This window comes from Allobosea sp. R86505 (assembly GCF_042466375.1).
In the GTDB taxonomy this organism is placed as follows: Bacteria; Pseudomonadota; Alphaproteobacteria; order Rhizobiales; family Beijerinckiaceae; genus Allobosea.
In genome coordinates this window covers 734,464-757,669 of sequence record NZ_JAXHPY010000001.1, presented here as the reverse complement: position 1 = coordinate 757,669, position 23,206 = coordinate 734,464, and the positions used below count along the sequence as shown (strand labels likewise).

Annotated in this window: 24 protein-coding genes and 1 pseudogene; 14 read left to right on the top strand and 11 right to left on the bottom strand. The window is 68.1% G+C overall.

Translation table 11 applies throughout. The features are described 5' to 3' along the window. Positions 1 to 37 precede the first annotated feature (37 nt). Positions 38 to 658, bottom strand: a complete 621-nt coding sequence (gene ccmA / locus SJY11_RS03605) for a heme ABC exporter ATP-binding protein CcmA (protein ID WP_376985076.1) — start codon at positions 656 to 658, stop codon at positions 38 to 40. A gap of 233 nt (positions 659 to 891) precedes the next feature. On the opposite strand from ccmA, the gene acnA reads away from it, so the two are divergent. The 11 genes from acnA (at position 892) to SJY11_RS03550 (ending at position 11,514) form a co-directional block, all read left to right on the top strand. Further along, entirely contained in the window at positions 892 to 3,591 is a 2,700-nt protein-coding gene (acnA, locus tag SJY11_RS03600) for an aconitate hydratase AcnA (RefSeq protein ID WP_376985075.1), read from the top strand. Between the two features lie 240 nt (positions 3,592 to 3,831). Then, the gene (locus SJY11_RS03595; RefSeq protein ID WP_054143474.1) at positions 3,832 to 4,113 is read left to right on the top strand and encodes an acyl carrier protein; all 282 of its coding nucleotides are present in this window, start codon (positions 3,832 to 3,834) and stop codon (positions 4,111 to 4,113) included. A 181-nt stretch (positions 4,114 to 4,294) separates the two neighbouring features. Next, positions 4,295 to 4,768, top strand: coding sequence for a 3-hydroxyacyl-ACP dehydratase FabZ family protein (locus SJY11_RS03590; protein WP_376985074.1), 474 nt, complete (start codon positions 4,295 to 4,297; stop codon positions 4,766 to 4,768). After that, positions 4,765 to 5,892, top strand: coding sequence for a beta-ketoacyl-ACP synthase (locus tag SJY11_RS03585; RefSeq protein ID WP_376985073.1), 1,128 nt, complete (start codon positions 4,765 to 4,767; stop codon positions 5,890 to 5,892). The genes SJY11_RS03590 and SJY11_RS03585 overlap by 4 nt, the downstream gene beginning before the upstream one ends. 10 nt (positions 5,893 to 5,902) lie before the next feature. After that, positions 5,903 to 7,216, top strand: coding sequence for a beta-ketoacyl-ACP synthase (locus SJY11_RS03580; protein ID WP_376985072.1), 1,314 nt, complete (start codon positions 5,903 to 5,905; stop codon positions 7,214 to 7,216). After that, the gene (locus SJY11_RS03575; RefSeq protein ID WP_376985071.1) at positions 7,213 to 7,959 is read left to right on the top strand and encodes an SDR family oxidoreductase; all 747 of its coding nucleotides are present in this window, start codon (positions 7,213 to 7,215) and stop codon (positions 7,957 to 7,959) included. Before SJY11_RS03580 ends, SJY11_RS03575 begins: the two co-directional genes overlap by 4 nt. A gap of 60 nt (positions 7,960 to 8,019) precedes the next feature. Next, positions 8,020 to 8,262: a CopG family ribbon-helix-helix protein gene (locus SJY11_RS03570; RefSeq protein ID WP_376985070.1), complete on the top strand. Its 243-nt coding sequence runs from the start codon at positions 8,020 to 8,022 to the stop codon at positions 8,260 to 8,262. Next, entirely contained in the window at positions 8,259 to 8,543 is a 285-nt protein-coding gene (locus SJY11_RS03565; RefSeq protein WP_376985069.1) for a type II toxin-antitoxin system RelE/ParE family toxin, read from the top strand. Before SJY11_RS03570 ends, SJY11_RS03565 begins: the two co-directional genes overlap by 4 nt. Positions 8,544 to 8,558: 15 nt before the next feature. Further along, positions 8,559 to 9,581 carry a zinc-binding dehydrogenase gene (locus SJY11_RS03560; protein ID WP_376985068.1) on the top strand — a complete coding sequence of 341 codons (1,023 nt, stop codon included), beginning with the start codon at positions 8,559 to 8,561 and terminating at the stop codon, positions 9,579 to 9,581. 129 nt (positions 9,582 to 9,710) lie between these two features. Further along, positions 9,711 to 10,688, top strand: coding sequence for a lipid A biosynthesis lauroyl acyltransferase (locus SJY11_RS03555; protein WP_376985067.1), 978 nt, complete (start codon positions 9,711 to 9,713; stop codon positions 10,686 to 10,688). A 67-nt stretch (positions 10,689 to 10,755) separates the two neighbouring features. Continuing rightward, positions 10,756 to 11,514 carry a DUF1223 domain-containing protein gene (locus tag SJY11_RS03550; RefSeq protein WP_376985066.1) on the top strand — a complete coding sequence of 253 codons (759 nt, stop codon included), beginning with the start codon at positions 10,756 to 10,758 and terminating at the stop codon, positions 11,512 to 11,514. 7 nt (positions 11,515 to 11,521) lie between these two features. On the opposite strand, the gene SJY11_RS03545 is transcribed toward SJY11_RS03550, so the two are convergent. From SJY11_RS03545 to SJY11_RS03535, 3 genes and pseudogenes are all read right to left on the bottom strand, one after another. After that, positions 11,522 to 12,127, bottom strand: coding sequence for a TPM domain-containing protein (locus SJY11_RS03545; protein WP_376985065.1), 606 nt, complete (start codon positions 12,125 to 12,127; stop codon positions 11,522 to 11,524). Beyond that, positions 12,127 to 12,918: a TPM domain-containing protein gene (locus tag SJY11_RS03540; RefSeq protein ID WP_376985064.1), complete on the bottom strand. Its 792-nt coding sequence runs from the start codon at positions 12,916 to 12,918 to the stop codon at positions 12,127 to 12,129. The genes SJY11_RS03545 and SJY11_RS03540 overlap by 1 nt, the downstream gene beginning before the upstream one ends. A gap of 109 nt (positions 12,919 to 13,027) precedes the next feature. After that, positions 13,028 to 13,637: pseudogene (locus SJY11_RS03535) on the bottom strand (LemA family protein). Positions 13,638 to 13,783: 146 nt separating this feature from the next. Here SJY11_RS03535 and ggt point away from each other — a divergent pair. Beyond that, on the top strand, positions 13,784 to 15,538 hold the full coding sequence (gene ggt, locus SJY11_RS03530; RefSeq protein ID WP_376985063.1) for a gamma-glutamyltransferase: 1,755 nt from the start codon (positions 13,784 to 13,786) through the stop codon (positions 15,536 to 15,538). 149 nt (positions 15,539 to 15,687) lie between these two features. On the opposite strand, the gene SJY11_RS03525 is transcribed toward ggt, so the two are convergent. The 3 genes from SJY11_RS03525 to SJY11_RS03515 form a co-directional block, all read right to left on the bottom strand. Beyond that, a complete protein-coding gene (locus tag SJY11_RS03525; RefSeq protein ID WP_376985062.1) occupies positions 15,688 to 16,167 on the bottom strand; it encodes a hypothetical protein in 480 nt (159 codons plus the stop codon). Positions 16,168 to 16,171: 4 nt separating this feature from the next. Beyond that, positions 16,172 to 17,392 carry a dual-specificity RNA methyltransferase RlmN gene (rlmN, locus tag SJY11_RS03520; RefSeq protein ID WP_376985061.1) on the bottom strand — a complete coding sequence of 407 codons (1,221 nt, stop codon included), beginning with the start codon at positions 17,390 to 17,392 and terminating at the stop codon, positions 16,172 to 16,174. Positions 17,393 to 17,477: 85 nt separating this feature from the next. After that, a complete protein-coding gene (locus SJY11_RS03515) occupies positions 17,478 to 18,089 on the bottom strand; it encodes a hypothetical protein (RefSeq protein ID WP_376985060.1) in 612 nt (203 codons plus the stop codon). Between the two features lie 199 nt (positions 18,090 to 18,288). On the opposite strand from SJY11_RS03515, the gene SJY11_RS03510 reads away from it, so the two are divergent. Beyond that, complete coding sequence (locus tag SJY11_RS03510; RefSeq protein ID WP_376985059.1) at positions 18,289 to 19,263, top strand: NADPH:quinone oxidoreductase family protein; 975 nt, start codon at positions 18,289 to 18,291, stop codon at positions 19,261 to 19,263. Between the two features lie 7 nt (positions 19,264 to 19,270). On the opposite strand, the gene SJY11_RS03505 is transcribed toward SJY11_RS03510, so the two are convergent. Beyond that, a complete protein-coding gene (locus SJY11_RS03505; RefSeq protein WP_376985058.1) occupies positions 19,271 to 19,645 on the bottom strand; it encodes a YkvA family protein in 375 nt (124 codons plus the stop codon). A 193-nt stretch (positions 19,646 to 19,838) separates the two neighbouring features. On the opposite strand from SJY11_RS03505, the gene SJY11_RS03500 reads away from it, so the two are divergent. Next, a complete protein-coding gene (locus tag SJY11_RS03500; protein WP_376985057.1) occupies positions 19,839 to 20,624 on the top strand; it encodes an SDR family NAD(P)-dependent oxidoreductase in 786 nt (261 codons plus the stop codon). Here the strand turns inward: SJY11_RS03500 and phnC are convergent. The 3 genes from phnC to phnD are packed head-to-tail and all read right to left on the bottom strand — an operon-like array spanning position 20,605 to position 23,153. Next, entirely contained in the window at positions 20,605 to 21,426 is an 822-nt protein-coding gene (gene phnC, locus SJY11_RS03495; protein WP_376985056.1) for a phosphonate ABC transporter ATP-binding protein, read from the bottom strand. The two genes, SJY11_RS03500 and phnC, sit on opposite strands and share 20 nt — an antisense overlap. Then, on the bottom strand, positions 21,423 to 22,250 hold the full coding sequence (gene phnE, locus SJY11_RS03490) for a phosphonate ABC transporter, permease protein PhnE (RefSeq protein WP_376989244.1): 828 nt from the start codon (positions 22,248 to 22,250) through the stop codon (positions 21,423 to 21,425). The genes phnC and phnE overlap by 4 nt, the downstream gene beginning before the upstream one ends. Before the next feature lie 24 nt (positions 22,251 to 22,274). After that, positions 22,275 to 23,153, bottom strand: coding sequence for a phosphate/phosphite/phosphonate ABC transporter substrate-binding protein (gene phnD / locus SJY11_RS03485; protein ID WP_376985055.1), 879 nt, complete (start codon positions 23,151 to 23,153; stop codon positions 22,275 to 22,277). Between the last annotated feature and the right edge of the window lie 53 nt (positions 23,154 to 23,206).

Here is a 23,206-nt window from a genome sequence, read left to right as displayed (position 1 = left end):
ATTGCTTCGCTACGCTCGCAATGACGGGTGGAGGTAGTCATGGCCCGATCCTCACATCGCGCACACCGTCGAGCCCGAGCGGACCATGCGTCGCGGCCAGGATCGCCCCGCCCTGCGCCAGATGGTCCCGCATCAGGCCGCTCAGCATGGCCTGAGCCGCGGCATCGAGCGCCGACATCGGCTCGTCCAGAAGCCAGATCGGCCGCCTCGCGACGAGGAGCCGGGCGAGCGCGACGCGGCGGCGCTGGCCGGCCGAGAGATAGCCGACCGGCAGCGCCGCGACATGGGGCAGGCCGACCGCGGCCAGCGCCTCCACCGGCGAGAGAGACGCCTCCCCCAGCAGCGCCTGCGCGAAGACCAGGTTCTCCTGCGCCGTCAGCGCCGTCTTGAGCCCGTCGCGATGACCGACGACATGGCTGACCTCGACCGGCGCGACCTCCTCGAATCCCTCGATCTTGATCGTGCCCGCATCCGGCCGCAGCCGCCCGCACAGCATGGCGAGCAGGCTCGACTTGCCGGCCCCGTTGCGCCCCGTCAGCGCGATCGCCTCGCCATTGCCGAGCCGGAAGCCGAGATCGGAAAAGATCAGGCGGCCGCCGCGGCGGCAGGCCAGCCGGTCGACGTCGAGGACGAGGGTGGGATAGGGCGGGCGCGTCAAGACAGGAGCATCTTCCGGAGCGTCAGGATTGCGCAAGAACGCGCTTCGTTCATGTAGCGGGCTTCTTGGAATTGCTCTATAGAGCCCGTGGCTACGCCGCACGCCGATCCGGCGCGGGGCTCGGGCACTCCCGGGGCGGCGCGCGCGACCTGCGCAATAGGCCTTCGATCTGGCGATCCCGCAAGGGTGTCCGCCGGTTCGCGACCGCAACCCCTTGATCAGGATCAGCCCGCATGGCTTCGCTCAACTCCTTCAAATGCCGCCAGACGCTCACCGTCGGCGACAAGACCTATGTCTACTACTCCCTGCCGCTGGCCGAACAGAACGGCCTGCCGGGGATCTCGAAGCTGCCCTTCTCGATGAAGGTGCTGCTGGAGAACCTGCTGCGCTTCGAGGATGGCCGCTCGGTCTTCAAGGCCGACATCGAGGGCTTCGTCGCCTGGCTGTCCGACAGGGGCACCGCCGGCAAGGAGATCGGCTTCCGTCCCGCCCGCGTGCTGATGCAGGACTTCACCGGCGTCCCCGCCGTGGTCGACCTCGCCGCCATGCGTGACGGCGTCGTGGCGCTCGGCGGCGACCCGGCCAAGATCAACCCGCTCGTGCCGGTTGATCTGGTCATCGACCATTCGGTGATCGTCGACGAGTTCGGCACGCCCAAGGCGCTGTCCCAGAACGTCGAGCTCGAATACGAGCGCAACGGCGAGCGCTACCGCTTCCTGAAATGGGGCCAGGGGGCCTTCGACAATTTCCGCGTCGTTCCGCCCGGCACCGGCATCTGCCACCAGGTCAATCTCGAATACCTCGCCCAGACGGTCTGGACCCGCAAGGAGACGATCGACGGCGCCGAGGTCGAGGTCGCCTATCCCGACACCGTCGTCGGCACTGATTCGCACACCACCATGGTCAATGGCCTGGCCGTGCTGGGCTGGGGCGTCGGCGGCATCGAGGCCGAGGCCGCGATGCTCGGCCAGCCGCAGTCGATGCTGCTGCCCGAGGTGATCGGCTTCAAGCTGACCGGCTCGCTCAAGGAAGGCATCACCGCCACCGACCTCGTGCTGACCGTCACGCAGATGCTGCGCAAGAAGGGCGTCGTCGGCAAGTTCGTCGAGTTCTTCGGCCCCGGCCTCTACAACCTGACGCTCGCCGACCGCGCCACCATCGCCAATATGGGCCCGGAATACGGCGCCACCTGCGGCTTCTTCCCGGTCGATGCCGAGACGCTGGAATACCTCACCACGACCGGCCGCAAGACCGACCGGATCGCGCTGGTCGAGGCCTACAGCAAGGCTCAAGGCCTGTTCGCGACGATCGAGACGGCCGATCCGGTCTTCACCGACACGCTGGAGCTCGATCTCTCAACCGTCCAGCCCTCGATGGCGGGCCCCAAGCGCCCCGAAGGCCGCATCGATCTGAACGGCGTCGCCAAGGGCTTCAAGGCGGCGATGGACACCGAATACAAGAAGGGCGGCGAGATTGCCCGCCGCGTCCCGGTCGAGGGCAAGGACTTCGATCTCGGCCATGGCGACGTCGTCATCGCCGCCATCACCTCCTGCACCAACACCTCGAACCCCTCCGTGCTGATGGCGGCGGGCCTGCTCGCCCGCAATGCCGTCGCCAAGGGCCTCACCGTCAAGCCCTGGGTCAAGACCTCGCTGGCGCCTGGCTCGCAGGTCGTCGCCGAATACCTCGCCAAGGCCGGCCTGCAGGCCGATCTCGACAAGCTCGGCTTCAACCTGGTCGGCTTCGGCTGCACCACCTGCATCGGCAATTCCGGCCCGCTGCCGGCGCCGATCTCGAAGGCGATCAACGAACAGGGCCTGATCGCGGGCGCCGTGATCTCCGGTAACCGCAACTTCGAGGGCCGCGTTTCGCCCGACGTGCAGGCGAACTACCTCGCCTCGCCGCCGCTGGTCGTCGCCTATGCGCTGGCGGGTTCCGTCCAGATGGACCTGACGACCGAGCCGCTCGGCACCGGCTCCGACGGCAAGCCGGTCTTCCTGAAGGACATCTGGCCCTCCAACAAGGAGATCCAGGACTTCATCGCCAAGAACGTCACGCGCGCCATCTTCGAGGCGAAATATGCCGACGTCTTCAAGGGCGACGCGCATTGGCAGGCGGTGAAGACCCCGGAAAGCCAGACCTATGCCTGGGAGGACGCCTCGACCTACGTCCAGAACCCGCCCTACTTCCAGGGGATCAGCAAGACGCCGACGCCGGTCACCGATATCAAGGGCGCTCGCATCCTCGGCCTCTTCGGCGACAAGATCACCACCGACCACATTTCACCGGCCGGCTCGATCAAGGCCGCCTCGCCCGCCGGCGCCTATCTCACCGAGCATGGCGTCGCGGTGGCCGACTTCAACCAGTACGGCACGCGCCGCGGCAATCACGAGGTGATGATGCGCGGCACCTTCGCCAATATCCGCATCCGCAACCACATGATGGGCCCCAACGGGCGCGAGGGTGGCTACACCATCCACTATCCGAGCAAGGAAGAGCTGCCGATCTACGACGCGGCGATGCGCTATCAGCAGGAGAAGGTGCCGCTGGTCGTCTTCGCCGGCGTCGAATACGGCAACGGCTCCTCGCGCGACTGGGCGGCCAAGGGCACCAACCTGCTCGGCGTCAAGGCCGTGATCGCGCAGAGCTTCGAGCGCATCCACCGCTCGAACCTCGTCGGCATGGGCGTCGTCCCCTTCACCCTGCAGGAGGGCACGAGCTGGGCCTCGCTCAACCTGAAGGGCGACGAAATCGTCTCGATCAAGGGTCTGGCCACGGTCAAGCCGCGCCAGATGCTCGAGGCCGAGATCACCTATGCCGACGGCTCGGTCAAGAAGGTGCCGATCCTCTGCCGCATCGATACGCTGGACGAGATCGACTACTTCAAGAACGCCGGCATCCTGCACTACGTGCTGCGCGGCCTCGCCGCCTGACGAAAGGCATCGGGTTCCCACTCGGGAGCCCGAACCCTTGGCGAAACTGGATTTTTGTTTCCAGAGATGGCCGGGCTCGCCCGGCCATCGATGCTTGGCGGCCGGCAAGGTTGTCCTCTCCCGTCCCCCGGTGTAAGGGGGCGTCACAGTCATCCTTTGGCGGGGGGCTTGGGGCAGGCGCAGGACGATCGTCCGCGCCCGGATGTCGTCCGCCTCCATCATCACGACGGGAGCACCCGCATGTCCGCCACATTCGAGACGGTCGCCGGAATCATTTCGGAGACCTGCGACATTCCGCGCGAGAAGATCACGCCGGAAAGCCATGCCATCGACGATCTCGGTATCGACTCGCTGGCCTTCCTCGACATCGCCTTCGCGATCGACAAGGCCTTCGGCATCAAGTTGCCGCTCGAGCAGTGGACGCAGGAAGTCAACGAGGGCAAGGCGCCCGCCGAGCAGTATTTCGTGCTCGAGAACCTCTGCAAGCGCATCGACGACCTCGTCGCCGCCAAGGCGGCCTGAGGTCCGTCATCATCATGATCACGGCCCTCATCCCGGGGCGCGGACGCGATGTCCGCGGCGCCTCGGAATGGGGGCCGTCCTGCTTTGTCGAGGGGGCGGCTTGAGCCCTGCCGGCTCAGCGTCTAGAGCAGAGCCGCGTCGAGGCCGGCTTCGACGCCCCGAGACCGACGATCGGAAGCGCATGCGCCTCGAATACTTCGACATGATCGACCGGGTCGTTACCTTCGAGCCCGGCGAGAAGCGGATCGCAACCCGCTCCACCGTGCCCGCAGCCGATGCCAGCCCGGTCTTCGAGGGCCATTTCCCCGGCCACCCGCTGGTGCCCGGCGTGCTCCTGACCGAGACGATGGCACAGGCATCGGGCTATCTGCTGCTCGCCCTCAACGGGCTGACGCAGATGCCCTTCCTGATGACGGTCGACAAGGCCCGCTTCCGCACCTTCGTCGAGCCGGATGCCGTGCTCGACATCGCCGCAGAACTCGTCATCGAGGGCTCGGGCTATGCCGCGACAAAGGCGCGCATCGTCATCGAAGGCAAGCCGATCTGCGATGCCGAACTGCGCTTCCGCCTGATGCCCTTCCCCGCCGACATGCGCAGCCTGATGGAGGCGCGCCTGGCCGCCATCGGCCTCGTTCCGGAACAGGCCCGATCATGAAGCACGACGTCGTCATCACCGGCATCGGCCTCGCCTCCAGCCTGGGCGAGGGCATCGAAGCCCATGCCGACGCACTGGCGACGACGCGGGCTCCCGTCGTCGACGCGACGAGCTTCGCGCCCTATCCGGTCCATCCGCTGAAGGCCCTCGAACTCAACCGGCAGATCCCGAAGAAGTCCGACCAGCGCCAGATGGAGCCCTGGCAGCGGCTCGGCGTCTATGCCGCCGGGCTCGCGCTCGACGGGGCCGGGCTGAAGGACGACGCCGAGGCCAAGGCTGCGCTTCAGGTCATCGTCGCCGCCGGCGGCGGCGAGCGCGACCATGCTGTCGATGGCGCCATCCTCACCGGCCTGCGCGGCGCCAACGCGCCCGGCGCCTTCCTCAACGAGCGGCTGATGGGCGATCTCCGCCCGACCCTGTTCCTCGCGCAGCTCTCGAACCTGCTCGCCGGCAATATCGGCATCGTCCACGGCATCACCGGCGCCTCGCGCACCTTCATGGGCGAGGAGCAGGCCGGGGTCGACGCGGTCCGCACCGCCCATGCCCGCATCGCCGCGGGGCAGGCTGAGGTCATGCTCGTCGGCGGCTCCTACAATGCCGAGCGGCAGGACATGCTGCTGCTGTTCGAGCTCGGCGGCTATCTGCGCCAGGGCGATTTCGCTCCCGTCTTCGAGCGCGAGTCTGCGCCGGGCCTGATCACGGGCAGCGCCTCGGCCTTCCTCGTGCTGGAATCGGCGGAACGCGCCGCCGCCCGCAGCGCCACCGTCCTCGCCCGGCTCGACGCCGTCGTCGCGACCCGTTCGAAGCGCCAGCCCGGCGCGGTCGAGGCGGCGCTGCGCGGCCTGCTCGCCGATCTCGGCCCGGTCGCCCCCGGTGCCCTCGCCGTCTCGGCCGCCACCGGCGTCGCTGGCGTCACCGCCGAGGAGGCGGCCGCGCTGGCGACCCTGCCGCAGGTGCGCCGCGTCGCGGCCGGCGATCTGCTCGGCCACGCGGTCGAGGCCGCATTCCCGGTTTCGGTCGCGCTCGCCGCCGCCGCCCTCTCGAAGGGCCAGGCGCGCGAGGCCATCGTCACCGGCGCCGGCCACTGGCGCGGTGAGGGCGCCGCCCGTCTGGTGGCCCCGTGAGGAACGTGCGATGAGCGAGACGACCCCCTCCAACCCGACTCCCGCCGCCGGCCACCGCGATTCCAGAGGCAGGCCCGTCGTCGCCGTCACCGGCCTCGGCATCGTCACCTCGCTCGGCCAAGGCAAGGACGCGAACTGGGAGGCACTCACCGCCGGCCGCTCGGGCATCCATGCCATCGAGCGCTTCCCGACGCAGGGGCTGCGCACAACGATCGGCGGAACCGTCGATTTCCTCTTCGACGGCCCATTCTCCGCCCCGCAGCTCTCCGAAAGGCTCGCCATGCTGGCCGCCGAGGAGGCTGTCGGCCAGAGCGGCATCGGCCGGGCGGGCGACTTCCCCGGCGAGCTCTTCATGGCGGTCCCCCCCGTCGAGATGGAGTGGCCGCAGAAGCAGGAACTCGCCGCGACGCTGGAGGGCGAGGTCGACTATCGCGGCCTGCTCAGCGCCGCCGCCTCGCAACGCTTCAAGGCGATGCACGAGATGTTCCTGTTCGGCACCGTCGCCGACCATGTCGCCGACGCCTTCGGCACCAAGGGCTCGCCGATCTCGCTCTCGACCGCCTGCTCGTCTGGCGCCACCGCGATCCAGATGGGCGTCGAGGCGATCCGGCGTGGCGATACGCCGGCTGCGCTCTGCATCGGCACCGACGGCTCGATCCATGCCGAAGCGCTGATCCGCTTCTCGCTGCTCTCGGCGCTCTCGACCCAGAACGACCCGCCGGAAGCCGCCGCCAAGCCCTTCTCCAAGAACCGCGACGGCTTCGTCATGGGCGAGGGCGCGGGCGCGCTGGTGCTGGAGGATTACGACCACGCTTTGGCACGCGGGGCGACCATCCTCGGCATCGTCGCCGGCTGCGGCGAGCGCGGCGACGGCTTCCACCGCACCCGCTCCAGCCCGGACGGCAAGCCCGCCATCCTCGCCATGCAGGATGCGCTGGCCGATGCCGGCCTGAGCCCCGACGATGTCGACTACATCAACGCCCACGGCACCTCGACGCCGGAGAACGACAAGATGGAGGCGATGAGCTGCGCCGCCGTCTTCGGCGAGCGCATGGCGCGCCTGCCGATGTCCTCCAACAAGTCGATGATCGGCCACACGCTGACGGCAGCCGGCGCGGTCGAGGCGGTGATCTCCTTCCTCACCATCGCGCATGGTCGCATCCCGCCGACGATCAACTACGTCACGCCCGATCCCGCGATCGCGCTCGATGTGGTGCCCAACGTCGCCCGCGACGCGCGCGTGCGGACGGTGCTGTCGAACTCCTTTGGCTTCGGCGGGCAGAACACCAGCCTCGTCCTGACCGCGGAGCCCAGCCGCTCATGACAAGAGTTCTCGTCACCGGCGGCGCCAAGGGCGTCGGCGCGGCCATCGTCCGGGCGCTCGCCGCGGCCGGCCACGATGTCGACTTCACCTATCGCGCCTCGGCCGAGCAGGCGCAGGCGCTCGCCGCCGAGATCACTGCCGCGCATCCCGGCCGCGCCGTCCAGGCCTTGTCGCTCGATCTCTCCGACAAGGCGGCGCTCGACGCCTTCTGCGAGGAGCGCGAGGGCGAGAGCTATTTCGGCCTCGTCCACAATGCCGGCCAGCCCTATGACTCGCTGGCCGCGATGATGGCGCAGGACAAGGCGGAAGCGGCCATGCAGGTCAATTTCTGGGCCTTCACCCGCCTCGCCAAGAGCCTGATGCGCGCCATGATCCGCGCCCGCGCGGGGCGGATCGTCGCCATCGGCTCGGTCGCGGCTTTGCGCGGCAATCCCGGCAACGCAGCCTACGCCGCCTCCAAGGGCGCGCTGATCTCCTATGCGAAGACGCTCGCGGTCGAGACCGGCAAGCGCGGCGTCACCGTCAACGTCATCGCGCCCGGCTTCGTCGACACCGACATGATGGCGCCCTATGCCGCCTATCGCGACAAGATGCAGGCGCAGATTCCGGCCGGCCGCTTCGCCAGGCCCGACGAGGTCGGCGGCCTCGCCGCCTTCCTGATGAGCGAACCCGCCGCCTACGTCACCGGCACCGTCATCCCGATCGACGGCGGCGTGACCGCGCAGCTCGGCGTCCACCGCTGAGAATCGACTTTCTCCGCCAAGCGACCTATTTTGGTTCGATCCGAACCGGAGTGAACCGCCATGACGGCTGCTTTCACGATTCGCCTCGACGACCAGATGATGGCGAAGCTAGACGCACTTGCCGCCGACACCGACCGTTCGCGCAGCTGGCTCGCTGCCAAAGCGATCGAGAATTACGTCGAACTCAACGCCTGGCAGATCGCCAGGATCAAGGACGGCATCGCCGAGGCCGACCGCGGCGAGTTTGCCAGTGACGAAGAGGTGGAGGCTGTCTTTGCGAAATACCGGGCTCAGCCGGCGTGAAGATCGTCTGGACCCGCCGCTCCTTACGTGAAATCGACGAGGCTTTCGCGTTCGTCGCTCGAGACAGTCCCGCCGCAGCGTCCGCAATGGTCGCCGCAATGGAAGCCGGGGCAGCGGTCTTGGCCGAGCATCCGGAGATCGGGCGTCCGGGGCGAGTGGACGGGACGCGCGAACTCGTCCTGTCGGGCTCTCCCTATATCCTTCCCTATCGCGTCCGCGACGGCTGCATCGAAATCCTGGCCGTGTTCCACACATCGCGAGCCTGGCCCGACCATCTTTGAAAGATTGACCTCACCATGCGTTCACTGCAACTTCACGGCGATCGGGACCTCCGTCTCGAGGAGATCGACCCGCCGCCGCCGCCCGCCGCCGGCGAGGTCCAGATCCGCATCCGCGCCGTCGCGCTGAACTATCTCGACGTCTGGGGCTTCCGCGGCATGGCCTTCGCCAAGCGCAAGATGCCGCAGGCGGCCGGCGTCGAGGCCTCGGGCGAGATCGTCTGCGTCGGCGAGGGTGTCACCGGGCTCGCCGTCGGCGACACCGTCACCGCCTATGGCGCCGAGACCTGCGGCCACTGCAAGGCCTGCCGCGAGGGCCGTGACAATCTCTGCGAGAACGTCGCCGGCATCATGGGCTTCCATATCGACGGCTTCGCCCGCGAATTCCTGAACAAGGCCGCCCGCCTCGTCGTCAAGGCGCCCTCCGGCGTCTCCTTCGAGGACGCGGCCTGCGCGCCGATCGGCTTCGGCACGGTCCAGCACATGCTGTTCGACAACGCCAAGCTCGAACCCGGTGAATCGGTCCTGGTGCATGCCGGCGGCTCCGGCATCGGCACGGCCGCGATCCTGATGGCCAAAGCGATCGGCTGCACGGTCTACACCACCGTCGGTGACGACGAGAAGGGCCGCAAGGCCAAGGAGCTCGGCGCCGATTTCGTCGTCAACTACAAGACCGAGCGCTTCGAGGGCGAGGTCCGCCAACTCACCAAACGCAAGGGCGTCGACGTCGTCTTCGAGCATGTTGGCGCCGACACCTGGAACGGCTCGCTCCTTTGCCTCAAGCGCGGCGGCCGGCTCGTCACCTGCGGCGCGACCTCGGGCGCGTCGGCGACGATCAACCTGATGCAGCTCTTCCAGCAGCAATACCGCATCACCGGCTCCTTCGGCTGCCGCATCGAGAACATCCGACAGTCGCTCGACAAGATGGCCGCCGGCATGAAGCCGGTGATCGATTCGGTGTTTCCGCTCGAGGATTTCGAAAAGGGGCTGGCGCGGCTGGAAGGCCGGCAGGTCTTCGGCAAGGTCGTCGTGACCTTCTGAAAATGCGACCGGTCGGCGCCGGCAAACCGGCGGCTTCGGCTGAAAACTTGACGAAACCGCCGTCCTGCCGCAAGTCGCGGCTCCAGCCCGGCCGTGCAGCCGGAGGGGTGCGAGGGGACCGGGCCGATCTTGAGACGCTTGAAAGCAATCGCCGCACGCGCCGGCGCGGCGGTGATGATCGGCCTGATCAGGGCTCTGTTCGGAGCACTTCGCCTGCTCGGCCCTGAACGCTCGAGCGACCTCGGCGGCTGGCTGCTGCGCACGGCGAGCCCGCTGATCCCGGTCAACCGCGTCGCGCTGGCCAATATCCGCGCGGCCTTTCCCGAGATGGCCGAGCCCGAGGTGCGCCGCATCGCGCGCGGCGCCTGGGAGAATCTCGGCCGCACCGCCGCCGAATACGCCCATCTGAAGACGCTCTTCGACTACGACTACCTCAACCCCGACGCGCCCTCGCGCGTCGAGGTCGAGGGCATCGAGCATTTCATCGCGCTGAAGGACGATGCGAAGCCCGGCCTGATCTTCTCGGCGCATCTCGCCAATTGGGAACTGCCGGCGATCTGCGCCCAGGCCTATGATCTCGACACCACCGCCGTCTTCCGCGCCCCCAACGACCCCGCCATCGCGGCCGTCGTCCACGAGATCCGGTCCGGTGCCATGGGCGGGCTGGCCGCCGCCAAGCAGGGCGCCGCCTTCGCCATGCAGGGCGTGCTCGAGCGCGACGGCCATCTCGGCATGCTCATCGACCAGCACTTCTCCCGGGGCGCCATTGTGCCCTTCATGGGCCGTCCGGCCCTGACCAACCCGATTCTCGGCAAGTTCGCGCGCCGCTTCGAATGCCCGGTGCATGGCGTGCGGGTCATCCGCCTGCCGAACCAGCGCTTCCGGCTGCAGCTGACGCCCCCGCTCAACCTGCCCCGCGATGCGCAGGGTGAGATCGACGTGCAGGGCGCGATGGCGATGATGACGGCCGTGGTCGAGGGCTGGGTCCGCGAACATCCCGAGCAGTGGCTCTGGATGCACCGCCGCTGGCGGCCGAACATGATCTCGGCCGCCGCCGTCGCGGAGGCGCCGGCCGTTGCACCATCGCCTGCTTTCAAGGCAACGTGATTTTGAAGTGAGACGAATGGGGCGCTTTGGTAACGCCTGAGATGTAAGGTCTCGCCGAGTTCAAGCCATGAAACGTTCCGCGCCCCTCCTGTCCGCCGCCGCCGCCCTGCTCGTGCTGGGCGCAGCCCCCGCGCGCGCGCAGGCGCCTGACCTTCAGCCCCGGGCCGTGGTCGAACTCTTCACCAGCCAGGGCTGCTCCTCCTGCCCGCCTGCGGACGCCCTTTTCGTCGAACTCGCGAAGCAGCCGGACGTCATCACCCTGACCCTGCCAGTGACCTACTGGGACTATCTCGGCTGGAAGGATACGCTCGGCAAGGACAGCTTCGCCAAGCGCCAGAAATACTATGCCAAGGCCCGCGGGGACGGACAGGTCTACACTCCCCAGGCCGTGATCAACGGCGCGGTGCATGTGGTTGGGTCCGACCGCGCCGAGATCGAGCGCGCCTCGAAGCATCCTCCCGGCGGCGGCTTCGTCGCGAAGCTCGGCGTCAAGGAAGAGGGCGGGCAGATCGTGATGACGCTCTCGCCCATCGGCGACGCGCAGGAGCGCACGGCCGGCGTCTGGATCGCGACCACGACGAAGATGGTCACGGTGCCGATCGGCCGCGGCGAGAACCAGGGCAAAACGGTTGCCTATGCCAATGTCGTGCGGGGCATGACGCGCATCGGCGACTGGGACGGCCGGCAGGCGACCCTTACTGCGCCGATCGCCGTCACCCAGGGGCCCGAGGTCGACAGCTACGTCGTGCTCGTTCAGGCCGAGCGGCAGGGCAAGTACGGAGCCATGCCGGCTGCGGTGCTCGCGGCGGCGCGCAGTCCGCGCTGAGCGGCGCTCACAGGATCACCACGTTGTTCGGCAGTTCGTCGATGTCGTCGGGCGAGCGCGGGGCATGGTTCGCCAGGACGGCGCCGATCGCGCGCACCGCGGTGACGATCCCCTCGCGCAGCCGGTCTTCGCGGCCCGCGAGCACGACCGCCTCGACGATGCCGTCCCACACTGCCTGCTCAACCCGGCCGTCGATGCCGCTGTCGGCGATGATCTCGGCATAGCGCTCCTGGATCGCGACGTAGAGCAGCACCCCCGTACGCTGCCGCGTGCGGCTCAGGCCCCGCGCCGTGAACTCGCGCAGCGCGACGTCATGGGCGCGTCTGCGCTTGACGAAGCCGGGCACGAAACGCCCGCCGCGGCCATACCAGAGCAGGCTCGCGAGCAGCAGCACGGCGCAGACGAGCTGGATCAGGAAGATCCGCGGCGCACTCGTCTCCGTCATCGCGAGCAGCGGCCAGGGCACCAGCAGCGAAAGCGTCAGCGCCATCGCCACCGGCACCATTCGGTAGCTCGCCGCCGCCCGGTCGATCATGACGACGATCTCTCCCGCCGTCTGGCCCTCGGCCTCGCGCACGGCCTCGGCAATGGCCTCCCGGTCCCGCTCGTCCATCACCAGTCTCCCGAAGCCCCGCCGCCGCCCGATGATCCGCCGCCCCCGGAGAAGCCGCCGCTCGAACCCGAGCCCCCACCGGATCCCGAGCTCCAGCTCCCGCCCGAACTGGTGCTCCAGCCGGAGCTTTGCGGCAGCGTCACCCAGCGCCCATTGCGCAGGCGGTGTCGGCGCGACGCGTCGGTGCCGCCGAACTCCCGGATGAAAGCCGCGACGATGATCAGGACCAGCGCCATCATGACCAGCATCGCGATGATGTCGACCGGCGATGTTTCGTCGCTGCGCACGCTCGCGCGGCGCTGCCACTCCTCGGCATCGCCGGCGAGGATGGTCACGATGGCGTCGACGCCGCCCTCGATGCCGCCGGCGAAGTCGCCCGCCTTGAACTTCGGCGCCACCGCCGTGGTGATGATGACCTTGGACAGCGCGTCGGTCAGCGCTCCTTCCAGCCCATAGCCCACCTCGATGCGGACCTTGCGCTCGCTCGGCGCGACCAGCAGCAGGACGCCGTTATTGGTCTTGGCCTGGCCGAGCTTCCAGAACCGGAACAGGCCGTTGGCATAGTCCTCGACGCTCAGCCCCTGCAGCGATGGCACCGTCGCGACGACGATCTGGTCCGAGGTCTTGTCCTCATGCGCCTTGAGCTTGGTCTCGATCCGCTGGCGCGCCTCGGCCGCGATCAGGTTCGAGCCGTCGACGATGCGGCCGGAGAGCGCGGGGTAGCTCGGGTCGGCGGCCAGCGCGAGCGAACCGAACAAGGCCGTCAGCAGAGCAAGGCACACAGCCGTCATTCTCGGGCGCAGCGAAGCGAAGACCCGAGAATCTCTCCCAAGAGATGCTCGGGTCGAGCCCGAGCATGACGGAGAGGTCAGCAGCATGGCCCGGACCCGTCGAACACCCTCAGAACTTCACAGCCGGCGGCCGCTCCGCTCCCGCCGTCGCGGCAAAGGTCTCCATCGCCTTGGCGCCCCAGAACAGCCGCGCCCAGATCACGCCGGGAAAGGTGCGGATTTCGGTGTTGAAGGCCTGGACCGCCTGGATGTAGTCGCGCCGCGCCACCGTGACCCGGTTCTCGGTGCCTTCGAGTTGGGATTGCAGCGCCAGGAAGTTCTGGTTCGATTTCAGGTCGGGATAGCGCTCGAACCGTGACCAAGAGCCGCCCCAGCGCGCCGCTGAGCTGGTTCTGCGCCTCCTGGTATTCCTTGAACTTGGCGGGATCGGTGATCGTCGAGGCGTCGACCTTGACCTGGCTCGCCTTGGCGCGGGCCTCGACCACGGCGGTCAGCACCTCGCGTTCCTGCGCCGCATAGCCCTTCACTGTCTCGACGAGGTTGGGAATCAGGTCGGCCCGGCGCTGATACTGGTTCTGCACCTCGCTCCAGCTCGCCTTGGCCTTTTCCTCCAGCGTCGGCACATTGTTGACGCCGCAGCCGGCCAGGACCAGCCCGAGCAAGGCCATGGCGACGACGGCCAAAGGCCGGCGGAGATTCGAGACGGACGAAAGCGACATGCCGGGCCCCCTTGGCACGATCGGGAAACAAAGACGTGCGGCGACCTTAACCGCGGCAGGGCAGCACTCCAAGCGACGCGAGGAGATGGCGCGGTCCCGCCGTTGCGCTAGGCTGGCGGCAGCACCCGTCATCGGATGATCGCCCCATGCCCCAGCTTCCCGGCCACCACCCCCGCATTCTGGCCTGCGCCCTGCTCCTGATGATGGCTGCACCGGCCACGGCTCAGCCGCTCGCCCCGGCGCCCGAGGCCGCGACGGGCAAGATCGCGAAAGCCACCGCCACCGCCCAGCGCTTCATGGTGGCCGCCGCCAATCCGCTCGCTGCCGCCGCGGGGCGCGACATCCTGCGCGCCGGCGGCAGCGCGGTCGACGCCGCCATCGCCGTCCAGCTCGTGCTGAACCTGGTCGAGCCGCAGAGTTCCGGCCTCGGCGGCGGCGCCTTCCTCGTTCACTGGGACGAGGCGGCCCGGCGCGTCATCACGCTCGACGGGCGCGAGACGGCGCCCGCCGCAGCGAAACCCGACCGCTTCATCGGGAAAGACGGCAAGCCGATGCGCTTCGTCGAGGCGGTCGTCGGCGGGCGTTCGGTCGGAGTTCCCGGCACGCCGAAGCTGCTGGAGGAGGCGCATCGCCGCTGGGGGAAACTGCCCTGGGCGCAGGTGCTCGCCCCGGCGATCAGGCTGGCGGAAGACGGCTTTGCGATCTCGCCGCGCCTGAACGGGCTTCTGTCCGGCGAAAAGAACCTGGCGAAGGACGCCCGCGCCGCCGCCTATTTCTACGAGGCTGACGGCCAGGCGAAGGCGGTCGGCACGATCCTTCGCAACCCGGCCTTCGCCGCAACGCTGCGCGCGCTGGCCGAACGCGGCGCGGGCGCCTTCTACGAGGGCGAGATCGCGCGCGACATCGTCGCGACCGTGACCGGCCACGCGACCAATCCCGGCGACATGACGGCAGCCGATCTCGCCGCCTACCGGGTCGAGGAGCGCGAGCCCGTCTGCGGCGCCTACCGCGTCTGGCGGATCTGCGGCATGGGCCCGCCGAGTTCGGGCGCGGTCGCCGTGCAGCAGATGCTCGGCATTCTCGAAACCCGCGAGCTCGGGCGGATGGGTCCCGGCGCGGAGGCCGCGCACTGGTTTTCGGAGGCCGGCCGCCTCGCCTTCGCCGACCGCAACCTCTATCTCGCCGATCCCGCCTTCGTCGGCGTCCCGCTGCCCGGGCTGATCGACCGCGATTACATCCGCTCGCGCGCCGGGCTGATCAGCCCCGAACGCTCGATGGGCCGCGCCAAGGCCGGCGAGCCGCCCAACAAGCGGGCGCAGCTGCTGGCCCCCTCGGAGGGCATCGAGAACGGCACCAGCCACATCTCGGTCATCGACGGCGATGGCAACGCCGTTTCGATGACCACCACCATTGAAGACGGTTTCGGCGCGCGGCTGATGACGGCGGGCGGCTTCCTGCTCAACAACGAGCTGACGGATTTCTCGTTCGTGCCGGAGGAGGATGGCAAGCCGGTCGCCAACCGCGTCGAGCCGGGCAAGCGTCCGCGCTCCTCGATGGCGCCGACGCTGGTCTTCGACGCCTTCGGCCGGCTCTATGCCGTCGTCGGCTCGCCCGGCGGCAGCCAGATCATCGGCTATGTCGCCAGGACGCTGGTCGCCCTGCTCGACTGGAGGATGGACCCGCAGGCCGCCGTCGACCTCGGCAATTTTGGCAGCCGCAACGGCCCCACCGAACTGGAAAAGGGCACCGAAGCGGAAGCCTGGAAGGCGGCGCTCGAGGCGAAGGGCCATGAGGTCCGCCTGCTGGCGATGACCTCGGGCATCCAGGCGATCGTCAAGACGCCGGAAGGCTTCGTCGGCGGAGCGGATGGGCGCCGGGAGGGTGTGGCGATCGGGGATTAGCGAGGGGCTGTGTTGCCTGAAACGCGCATCATGCTGGACGCAGCTAAGCCGAGATTCGGCACGACCGGGCGATCTCGCTGGAAAAACAGCATGCTAGCGAAGCGGTAGCGCCTGGTCATGCCCGGTCTGACCGGGTCAGACCCTGCCGGTCAGACCGGCACGCGCCGCTCGCCGCCCGCGCTGCGCCCCGCGATCAGCCAGTAGACGAAGCCCGTCGCGGCGCCGACCAGCACGAGCCCGCCGAGCACCTGCACCTCGGCCCCGGTCGGTGCACGCGCCAGCCCGAGCATGCCGAGCGGCAGCAGCGCCGCGAGCAGGCCGGTCAGCCCGCTCTGGATCAGGCCGCTGCGCAGCGAGAACAGCTCGCAGGCGACGGCGACCAGGACGACCGGCGCGACGATGATCGCGAAGCCCAGCCGGCCGAGCAGCACGAAGGCGGCCTCGGCGGTCGGTCCCGGATCGATCCCCATGTCAGCCAGCCCGAACAGCGCGTCGAGCAGGCGCTCGAATCCGCCGCCGATCAGCAGCGCGAGGCCCGGCGAAACGACGCTCGCCATCATCATCGCCAGGAGGCCGGCGACCATCGCCATCACCAGCGCGAACGGAATCAGCAGGAGCCAGCGCAGCATCGGATCAACCGGCGCTCGCCGCGGCCGCCTCGTCCTGGTCCAGCATCAGCCGGGCCCGGGCGGAGAGCTTCTCGGTCTCGCTCTTGAGCTGGCCGCAGGCGGCGAGGATGTCGCGCCCGCGCGGCGTGCGCACCGGCGAGGCATAGCCGGCGCGGAACACGATCTCGGAAAAGCGCTCGATCCGGTCCCAGTCCGAGCATTCGTATTTGGTGCCGGGCCAGGGATTGAACGGGATCAGATTGATCTTGGCGGGGATGCCCTTGAGCAGCCGCACCAGCTCACGCGCCTCGGCGTCAGAATCGTTGACGCCCTTGAGCATGACGTATTCGAAGGTGATGCGCTTCGCGTTCGACACGCCCGGATAGGTCCGGCAGGCCTCGAGCAGATCGGCGATCGGGTATTTTTTGTTCAGCGGCACGAGCTCGTTACGCAGATCGTCGCGCACCGCATGCAGCGAGATCGCCAGCATCGTGCCCATCTCATGGCCGAGCGGGCCGATCTGGGGCACGACGCCCGAGGTCGAGACGGTGATGCGCCGGCGCCCGAGCGAGAGCCCCTCATTGTCGGAGATGACGTCGATCGCGTCGCGGACCCCGTCGAAATTGTAGAGCGGCTCGCCCATGCCCATGAAGACGATGTTGGAGACGAAGCGCCCGCCATCCTTGGGCACGAAGGCGCCGCCCGGCGCACTCCGATTCGGGAAATCGCCGAGCCGATCGCGCGCCACCATCAGCTGCGCCACGATCTCCTCGGTGGTGAGGTTGCGCACCAGGCGCTGCGTGCCGGTGTGGCAGAAGGTGCAGGTCAGCGTGCAGCCGACCTGGCTGGAGACGCAGAGCGTGCCGCGGTCGACCTCGGGGATGTAGACGCATTCGATCTCGGCGCCGCGGTCGCGCGGGCCGGTCGGCGCCATCCGGATCAGCCATTTGCGGGTGCCGTCCGTCGAGATCTGCTCGGCGGTCACCTCGGGCAAGTCGAGCGTGAAGCGCTCGGCCAGGGCGCCGCGAAGCCCCTTGCCGATCGTCGTCATCTCCGCGAAATCGCGCACGCCGTAGTGATAGATCCAGTTCCAGAGCTGGCCGACGCGCATGCGCCGTTCCTTCTCGGGGATTCCGATCTCGGCCAGCGCCGCGGCCAGCCCGGCGCGCGTGCGCCCGACCAGCGAGGGCCGCTGCAAAACGGGTTCGGCCGCTGGCGCGGCGGGCTCTAGAACGGAAACGGTCATCGGAACTCTGGCTCGGGGCAGGCGGTCGCGGCCCGCATTGGGCCGGGCTCATAGCACGAGAACGCGCGCCAGAGAAATCGCCGGCCTATTTGCAGGCGTCTTCGGCGCGCTTCACCGTCTGGCTCATGCCGGCGAGCGAATACTTGTCGGAGGTCGGATTGCCGCGCTTCGACGTGCCCTTCACCTCGAGCCCGGCACCCTTGCGCAGCGAATCGAGCATGCGCGGCTCCTCGGCTGGATTCTTCAGCCACATGTTCTTGCCCTTGGCGACCAGCGCGAAACGCTCGGAACCGATGATCGCCTGGTGTTCGACATCTTCCTTGAGATCGAAATTCATCACGAAGCTGATCTCGTTGCGCACGCCCTCGGCCGGGCGCGTGGCGACGAAGAGCAGGCCATCGACATCCTTGAGGTTGGCCGGCATGCGGCTTTCGGCCTTCGACAGGGCGTAGCAGACCTTGGAACGGCCCTGCTGCGACGAGAAGGCCTGCCACTTGCCGGCCGTCTCCAGCAGCATCGCCTGGCCCTGGCCGGCGGCGGCGGGCGCAGCCGCGGCGGCCGCGGGGCGGCCGCGCTGCTGCTGGGCCTGGGCGGCCGGGGCGAGGAGTGCGGCACCGAGGCAGCCCGCGAGCAGCGTCGGCAGGAGGAGGACACGGCGCGAGGCGGGAACGCCGGAACGGAAAAACGAACTGATCATGGCCGCCATCAATCATTAAAAATCTTAACACTGCCTTTACCACCCGTTGACGGGCGCGATGGCTGGGGCAGGCGGATAGAGTGCCACGATCCTGGCGAAAATGCGAATGGCGACGCCGGCCGCATCCGCATTTCGAACACTCCTGTCCCATGGCACAATCCTGCGAGAGGGCCGCGAGCCCCACCCGAGGTGGAGAACGATGAAGGCATTGCTCTGCGAGACGCACGGCCCGGCCGAGACGCTGGTCATCCGCGACATCCCCGAGCCTCAACCGGGCCCGGGCGAGATCGCGATCGCGGTCAGGGCGGCCGCGCTCAACTTCTTCGACACGCTGATCATCGAGAATCGCTACCAGACCAAGCCCGCGCTGCCGTTCTCGCCGAGCGCGGAATGCGCCGGCACGGTCGTCGCGCTGGGCGAGGGCGTCGCCGGCTGGCAGGTTGGCGACCGGGTCGCCGCCTGGCTCGGCTATGGGGCAGCCCGCGAGCGTGTCGTCGTCCCGGCCGAAAACGTCATTCCCATTCCCGACGGCCTCTCTGATGCACAGGCGGCGGGCCTCTTCGTCACCTATGGCACGGCCCTGCACGGGCTGATCCAGCGTGCGGGGCTGAAGCCTGGGGAGACGCTGGCGGTGCTCGGCGCAGCCGGCGGGGCGGGGCTCGCCGCCGTCGAAATCGGCGCTCTGCTCGGGGCCCGCGTGATCGGCTGCGCCTCCTCACAGGATAAGCTCGCCCTGGCGCGACGGCACGGTGCCGCCGAGGGCATCGACTATGGCCGCGAGGATATCCGCGCCGCGCTGCGCCGCCTGACTGAGGGCCGCGGCGTCGACGTGCTCTACGACACGGTCGGAGGCGATCTCGCCGAGCTGGCGCTGCGCTCGATGGGCTGGGAGGGGCGCTATCTCGTCGTCGGCTTCGCCGGCGGCGGCATTCCGAAAATCCCCCTCAACCTGCTGCTGCTGAAGGGCTGCGACCTGCGCGGTGTCTTCTGGGGCGATTTCGTGCGGCGTCAACCGGACGCCCAGCGCGCCAATATGGAGCGGCTGCTGGGCTGGGTCGCGGAGGGTCGGATCCGCGCCCATGTCCATGCCGAGATTCCGCTCGAACGCTGGACGGAGGCCTATGCGCTGATCGGCGACCGCAGAGCCCAGGGCAAGATCGTCCTGACGCTGTGACGCAGCCTCAAAGCTCCGCCATCGCCTGCTTCGCCTTATCGCGATGCGCGGGCGTGATCGAACTCGCGACCGCCGCCAGCGCCGCCGCGATCACCGCCGCATCGTCGGTGAAGCCGAGCAGCGGCATGATGTCGGGCAAAGCATCGAGCGGCAGCACGAAATAGCCGAGCGCCGCGAGCAGCGTCATCCGCACGCGCCGCGGCGTCGCCGGGTCGCGGGCGCAGATCCAAGCCGCCAGCAGATCCTCCGCGAAGGGGATGCGCCGGGCGACGCGCTTCAGCCGGCCGAAGAACTCCGCGCCGAAGCGGGCCTCGTCACGCAGGCTCTTGCGGATCTCCGCCATTTCCTCAGGGGAGAAGCGGGAGGTGAAACCGTCGGTCATCGGGCCCCTCCTCAGGGCGCTTGCAGAACCCCACCATGCCGCTACGCGGCGGGTCCTGCCATGTCGAAAGATGTGGCCCCATCGCAGCCGGCTGCAAGAGGTCTGCCCAGCGGGCGGTGCAAAGAAACAGCCTTGGAGGATGTCTCCTCGGCCATTAACGCTGGAACCGTCGCATCAGATCCGGGAATACGCCATGCAGATCGATCCCTCCGTCGCCGCGATCGTCACCGGCGGGGCCTCGGGCCTCGGCGAGGCCACGGCCCGCATGCTCGCCGCGCAGGGCGCCCGCGTCGCGCTGTTCGACCTCAACGCCGAGCGGGGAAAAAAGATCGCCACCGAGATCGGCGGCCTCTTCGTCCCCTGCGACGTCACCAGCGAAGTCTCGGTCGACGAGGCGCTGGCCACGGCGCGAGCGGCCCAGGGCGTGGCCCGCATCCTGGTCAACTGTGCCGGCATCGCGCCCGGGCGCCGGATCGTCTCGAAGAAGCGCGAGACCGGCGAACTCGTCGCCCATGACACGGCCCTGTTCGAGAAGGCGCTCGCCATCAACCTGACCGGTACCTTCCGGATGCTCGCAAAATCGGCGGCGGCCCTCGCCGGGCTCGACCCGGTTACGGCCGATGGTGGCCGCGGCGTCTTCATCTGCACCGCCTCCATCGCCGCCGAGGACGGCCAGATCGGCCAGGCCGCCTATGCTGCCTCGAAAGCCGGTGTCGCCGGCATGACGCTGCCGATCGCGCGCGAACTCGCCGCCTCCGGCATCCGCATCATGACGATCATGCCCGGCCTGTTCGAGACACCGATGTTCGACGGTCTGCCCGAGGAAGCCCGCGCCTCGCTCGCGATCTCCGTCCCGCACCCCTCGCGGCTTGGCAAGCCGGCGGAATATGCGGCCTTAGTGAAGAGCATCATCGAGAACGACATGCTCAACGGCAGCGCGATCAGGCTGGACGGAGCGCTCAGGCTGGCTCCGCGATGAAGCAATCCTGGAGAAATGTGGGGCCGGGCAAATCCGCGCCTGCTGGGGCTTCACCGAGGCCGTAAAGGCTTTCAAAGGCGGCCGCATCGAACAAGGCCGCGGGTGCGTCGAGCGCCAGCTTGCCGTCGCGGAGCGCAACGACACGATCCGCGAAACGGCGAGCATATTCGACCTGATGGAGAGCGCACAGCACGGCGATCCCATGCTCCGCTGCGATGTCGCGCAAAGAGCCCAGCACACTTTCGGCCGAGCGGGGATCGAGGCTGGAGACGGGCTCATCGGCAAGCAGGATGGTCGATTCCTGAGCCAGGACACGTGCGATCGCGACGCGTTGCTGCTGGCCGCCGGACAATGAGTCCGCGCGCTGGTAAGCCTGTGCGAGCATTCCGACACGGTTGAGGCACGACAAGGCGCGCTGTCTTTCAGACGCGGGAAAACGACGCGCCACGACACGCCAGGTCGCGACGTGGCCGAGGCGTCCCGCCAGCACGTTGTCGATGGCCGACATCCGGCCGATCAGATTGAATTGCTGAAAGATCAACCCGATATTGCGGCGCAGCCTGCGCAATTCACGGCCTCGCAGGTCGGCAAGATCACGACCGGCAACCATCACGGAACCGGATTCGGGCGATACCAGCTTCGAGAGACAGCGAAAGACCGTCGATTTGCCGGCACCCGACGGCCCCAGCAGCGCGACGAATTCGCCGGGCTGAAGCGAGAACGAGACAGCATCGAGCGCCAGCATGCTGCCATAGCGCTTGGTGACGGAATCAAGCGCCAGAGCAGGCGTCGAACCGGTCATACAAGCCTCCGGCGCGCAATGGTGGAAATCTGGTCGATGACCGTGACCATGACGAGCACGATGACCGACAGCGTCAGCAGCTTCTGAAAATCGAGCAGGTCGATCGCAGCCTTGATCTCGATTCCAATGCCGCCGGCGCCGACGATTCCGAGGATGGTCGAGGTCCGGACATTGGCTTCCCAGACATAAAGCGCGACCGAGGCAAGGTTGGGTAGCACCGACGGCAAGACCGCATAGCTCACGACCTTGACCTGATTGGCTCCCGAAAGCGCGGCCGCTTCCAACGGAGCGCGCGGTAAAGTCTCGATGGCCTCGGCATTGAGCTTGGCGATGACGCCGATCGAATGGACGATCATCCCGAGAACGCCGGCAAACGGCCCCAAACCCACGGCGGCGACGAACAGGATCGCAAAAACGACCGTGTCGATACCGCGGCAGGCATTGATCAGCCAACGGATCGGCATTGCCAATCTCGGAAAGGGTGTGACGTTCGACGCGATGAAAATCGAAAGCGGGAAAGCCAACGCGGTCGCGACCACCGTACCGACGGTGGCGATCGCCACCGTCTCGAAAGCCCGCATCAGGAAGGCGTCCCAGTCGGTCAGATAGGGCGGCCAGGCTGTCGCAGCCCAGGCCCAAAGCCGCGGCAGGCCGCGCGCCAGTGCGACGGGATCGATCTCGGCGACCCGCACGCATAATGCGAAGAAGCCGAGCAGGCCGAGCCCGAGCGCGGTCCGGCCGATCATCGGCCATGTCCACAGCACCAACGGCGGCTCGCCGTAAGTGCCGTCGCTCAAGCGGACGGGTTGGGCTACCTGCGCCATGGCCAAATCCGCACGCGATGCCGCTCAGGACGCCCGGATCGCGCCGAGTTCGCGACCCATCGTTTCGAGACCCTGATAGGCAGCGTGGGTTGCGGAGACGAAGCCGTTATAGGGCCAGGGCAGCAAGGCTTTTTCTGCCTCCGTCAACCCACTCAGAGCAGCCTGAAACTGCTTGGCCCGTTCTTCCGCAAAGCCGCGCGAGACCACGACGCATTCATTGGGCAGTGGCTCGGATTCCCAGACGACCGTGTTCGACGTGTCCTTGATCGTGCCGTTGCGGATCATGGTGTTGCGATGCGTGTCCCACCCGGTAGCGAGATCGACCTGGCCGTTGATCGTCGCCATTTGCGCGGCGGCTGCGGAGGCGCCTTCGGCGTAGCGGCCAAAAAAGCTGCGCGGATCGATACCGCGTCCCTTCAGAAAATGGGTTGGCACCAGCCAGCCGGAGGTCGATCCGACATCCAGCATCTGCATCGACAGGCCCTTGGCATCATCCGGGAATTTGCTGAGGGCCAGCCCGGGGCGCGCCACGATGATGGCCTTATAGGTCGGCAGACCATTGACCAGCATCGTATTGATGATGCGCGCCTCGCCGCGAACCTTCGCGATGACATACCCCCAGGGTCCCATCTGGGCGATGTCGATCTGCTCATTGGCCAGGGCGGTTGCAATGCCGGCCCAGTCATTGGCGACCGTCAGTTGCAGATCGGCCCCGATCTTGTCGGCGACCAGCTTGTAGATGGGCTCCCAGACCCGCCGGGTATCCGACTGCGTGGGCTGCTGCGGACCGAGACCCACCTTCAGCACAGGGCGTGACTGGCTGACGGCACGAGATGCGAGCGCCGGAACGGCCATCAGGGAAGCGGCGGCGAGCAGGGCATGACGACGGGAGATGTTTGGCATGGGACGACCTCGATCGACGGGTGAGCACGCGCAAGATTATGCTCGGCTCAATG

Excerpts from the sequence above, each read along its gene's own strand:
- phnD (WP_376985055.1), bottom strand. The coding sequence starts at position 23,153 with ATGCCAAACATCTCCCGTCGTCATGCCCTGCTCGCCGCCGCTTCCCTG.
- SJY11_RS03505 (WP_376985058.1), bottom strand. The coding sequence starts at position 19,645 with ATGACCGACGGTTTCACCTCCCGCTTCTCCCCTGAGGAAATGGCGGAG.
- SJY11_RS03560 (WP_376985068.1), top strand. The coding sequence starts at position 8,559 with ATGCGTTCACTGCAACTTCACGGCGATCGGGACCTCCGTCTCGAGGAG.
- SJY11_RS03510 (WP_376985059.1), top strand. The coding sequence starts at position 18,289 with ATGAAGGCATTGCTCTGCGAGACGCACGGCCCGGCCGAGACGCTGGTC.
- SJY11_RS03595 (WP_054143474.1), top strand. The coding sequence starts at position 3,832 with ATGTCCGCCACATTCGAGACGGTCGCCGGAATCATTTCGGAGACCTGC.
- SJY11_RS03525 (WP_376985062.1), bottom strand. The coding sequence starts at position 16,167 with ATGCTGCGCTGGCTCCTGCTGATTCCGTTCGCGCTGGTGATGGCGATG.
- SJY11_RS03500 (WP_376985057.1), top strand. The coding sequence starts at position 19,839 with ATGCAGATCGATCCCTCCGTCGCCGCGATCGTCACCGGCGGGGCCTCG.
- SJY11_RS03585 (WP_376985073.1), top strand. The coding sequence starts at position 4,765 with ATGAAGCACGACGTCGTCATCACCGGCATCGGCCTCGCCTCCAGCCTG.
- SJY11_RS03580 (WP_376985072.1), top strand. The coding sequence starts at position 5,903 with ATGAGCGAGACGACCCCCTCCAACCCGACTCCCGCCGCCGGCCACCGC.
- ggt (WP_376985063.1), top strand. The coding sequence starts at position 13,784 with ATGCCCCAGCTTCCCGGCCACCACCCCCGCATTCTGGCCTGCGCCCTG.
- rlmN (WP_376985061.1), bottom strand. The coding sequence starts at position 17,392 with ATGACCGTTTCCGTTCTAGAGCCCGCCGCGCCAGCGGCCGAACCCGTT.
- SJY11_RS03515 (WP_376985060.1), bottom strand. The coding sequence starts at position 18,089 with ATGATCAGTTCGTTTTTCCGTTCCGGCGTTCCCGCCTCGCGCCGTGTC.
- phnE (WP_376989244.1), bottom strand. The coding sequence starts at position 22,250 with ATGGCGCAGGTAGCCCAACCCGTCCGCTTGAGCGACGGCACTTACGGC.
- SJY11_RS03550 (WP_376985066.1), top strand. The coding sequence starts at position 10,756 with ATGAAACGTTCCGCGCCCCTCCTGTCCGCCGCCGCCGCCCTGCTCGTG.
- SJY11_RS03570 (WP_376985070.1), top strand. The coding sequence starts at position 8,020 with ATGACGGCTGCTTTCACGATTCGCCTCGACGACCAGATGATGGCGAAG.
- SJY11_RS03590 (WP_376985074.1), top strand. The coding sequence starts at position 4,295 with ATGCGCCTCGAATACTTCGACATGATCGACCGGGTCGTTACCTTCGAG.
- SJY11_RS03540 (WP_376985064.1), bottom strand. The coding sequence starts at position 12,918 with ATGACGGCTGTGTGCCTTGCTCTGCTGACGGCCTTGTTCGGTTCGCTC.
- phnC (WP_376985056.1), bottom strand. The coding sequence starts at position 21,426 with ATGACCGGTTCGACGCCTGCTCTGGCGCTTGATTCCGTCACCAAGCGC.
- SJY11_RS03545 (WP_376985065.1), bottom strand. The coding sequence starts at position 12,127 with ATGGACGAGCGGGACCGGGAGGCCATTGCCGAGGCCGTGCGCGAGGCC.
- SJY11_RS03575 (WP_376985071.1), top strand. The coding sequence starts at position 7,213 with ATGACAAGAGTTCTCGTCACCGGCGGCGCCAAGGGCGTCGGCGCGGCC.
- acnA (WP_376985075.1), top strand. The coding sequence starts at position 892 with ATGGCTTCGCTCAACTCCTTCAAATGCCGCCAGACGCTCACCGTCGGC.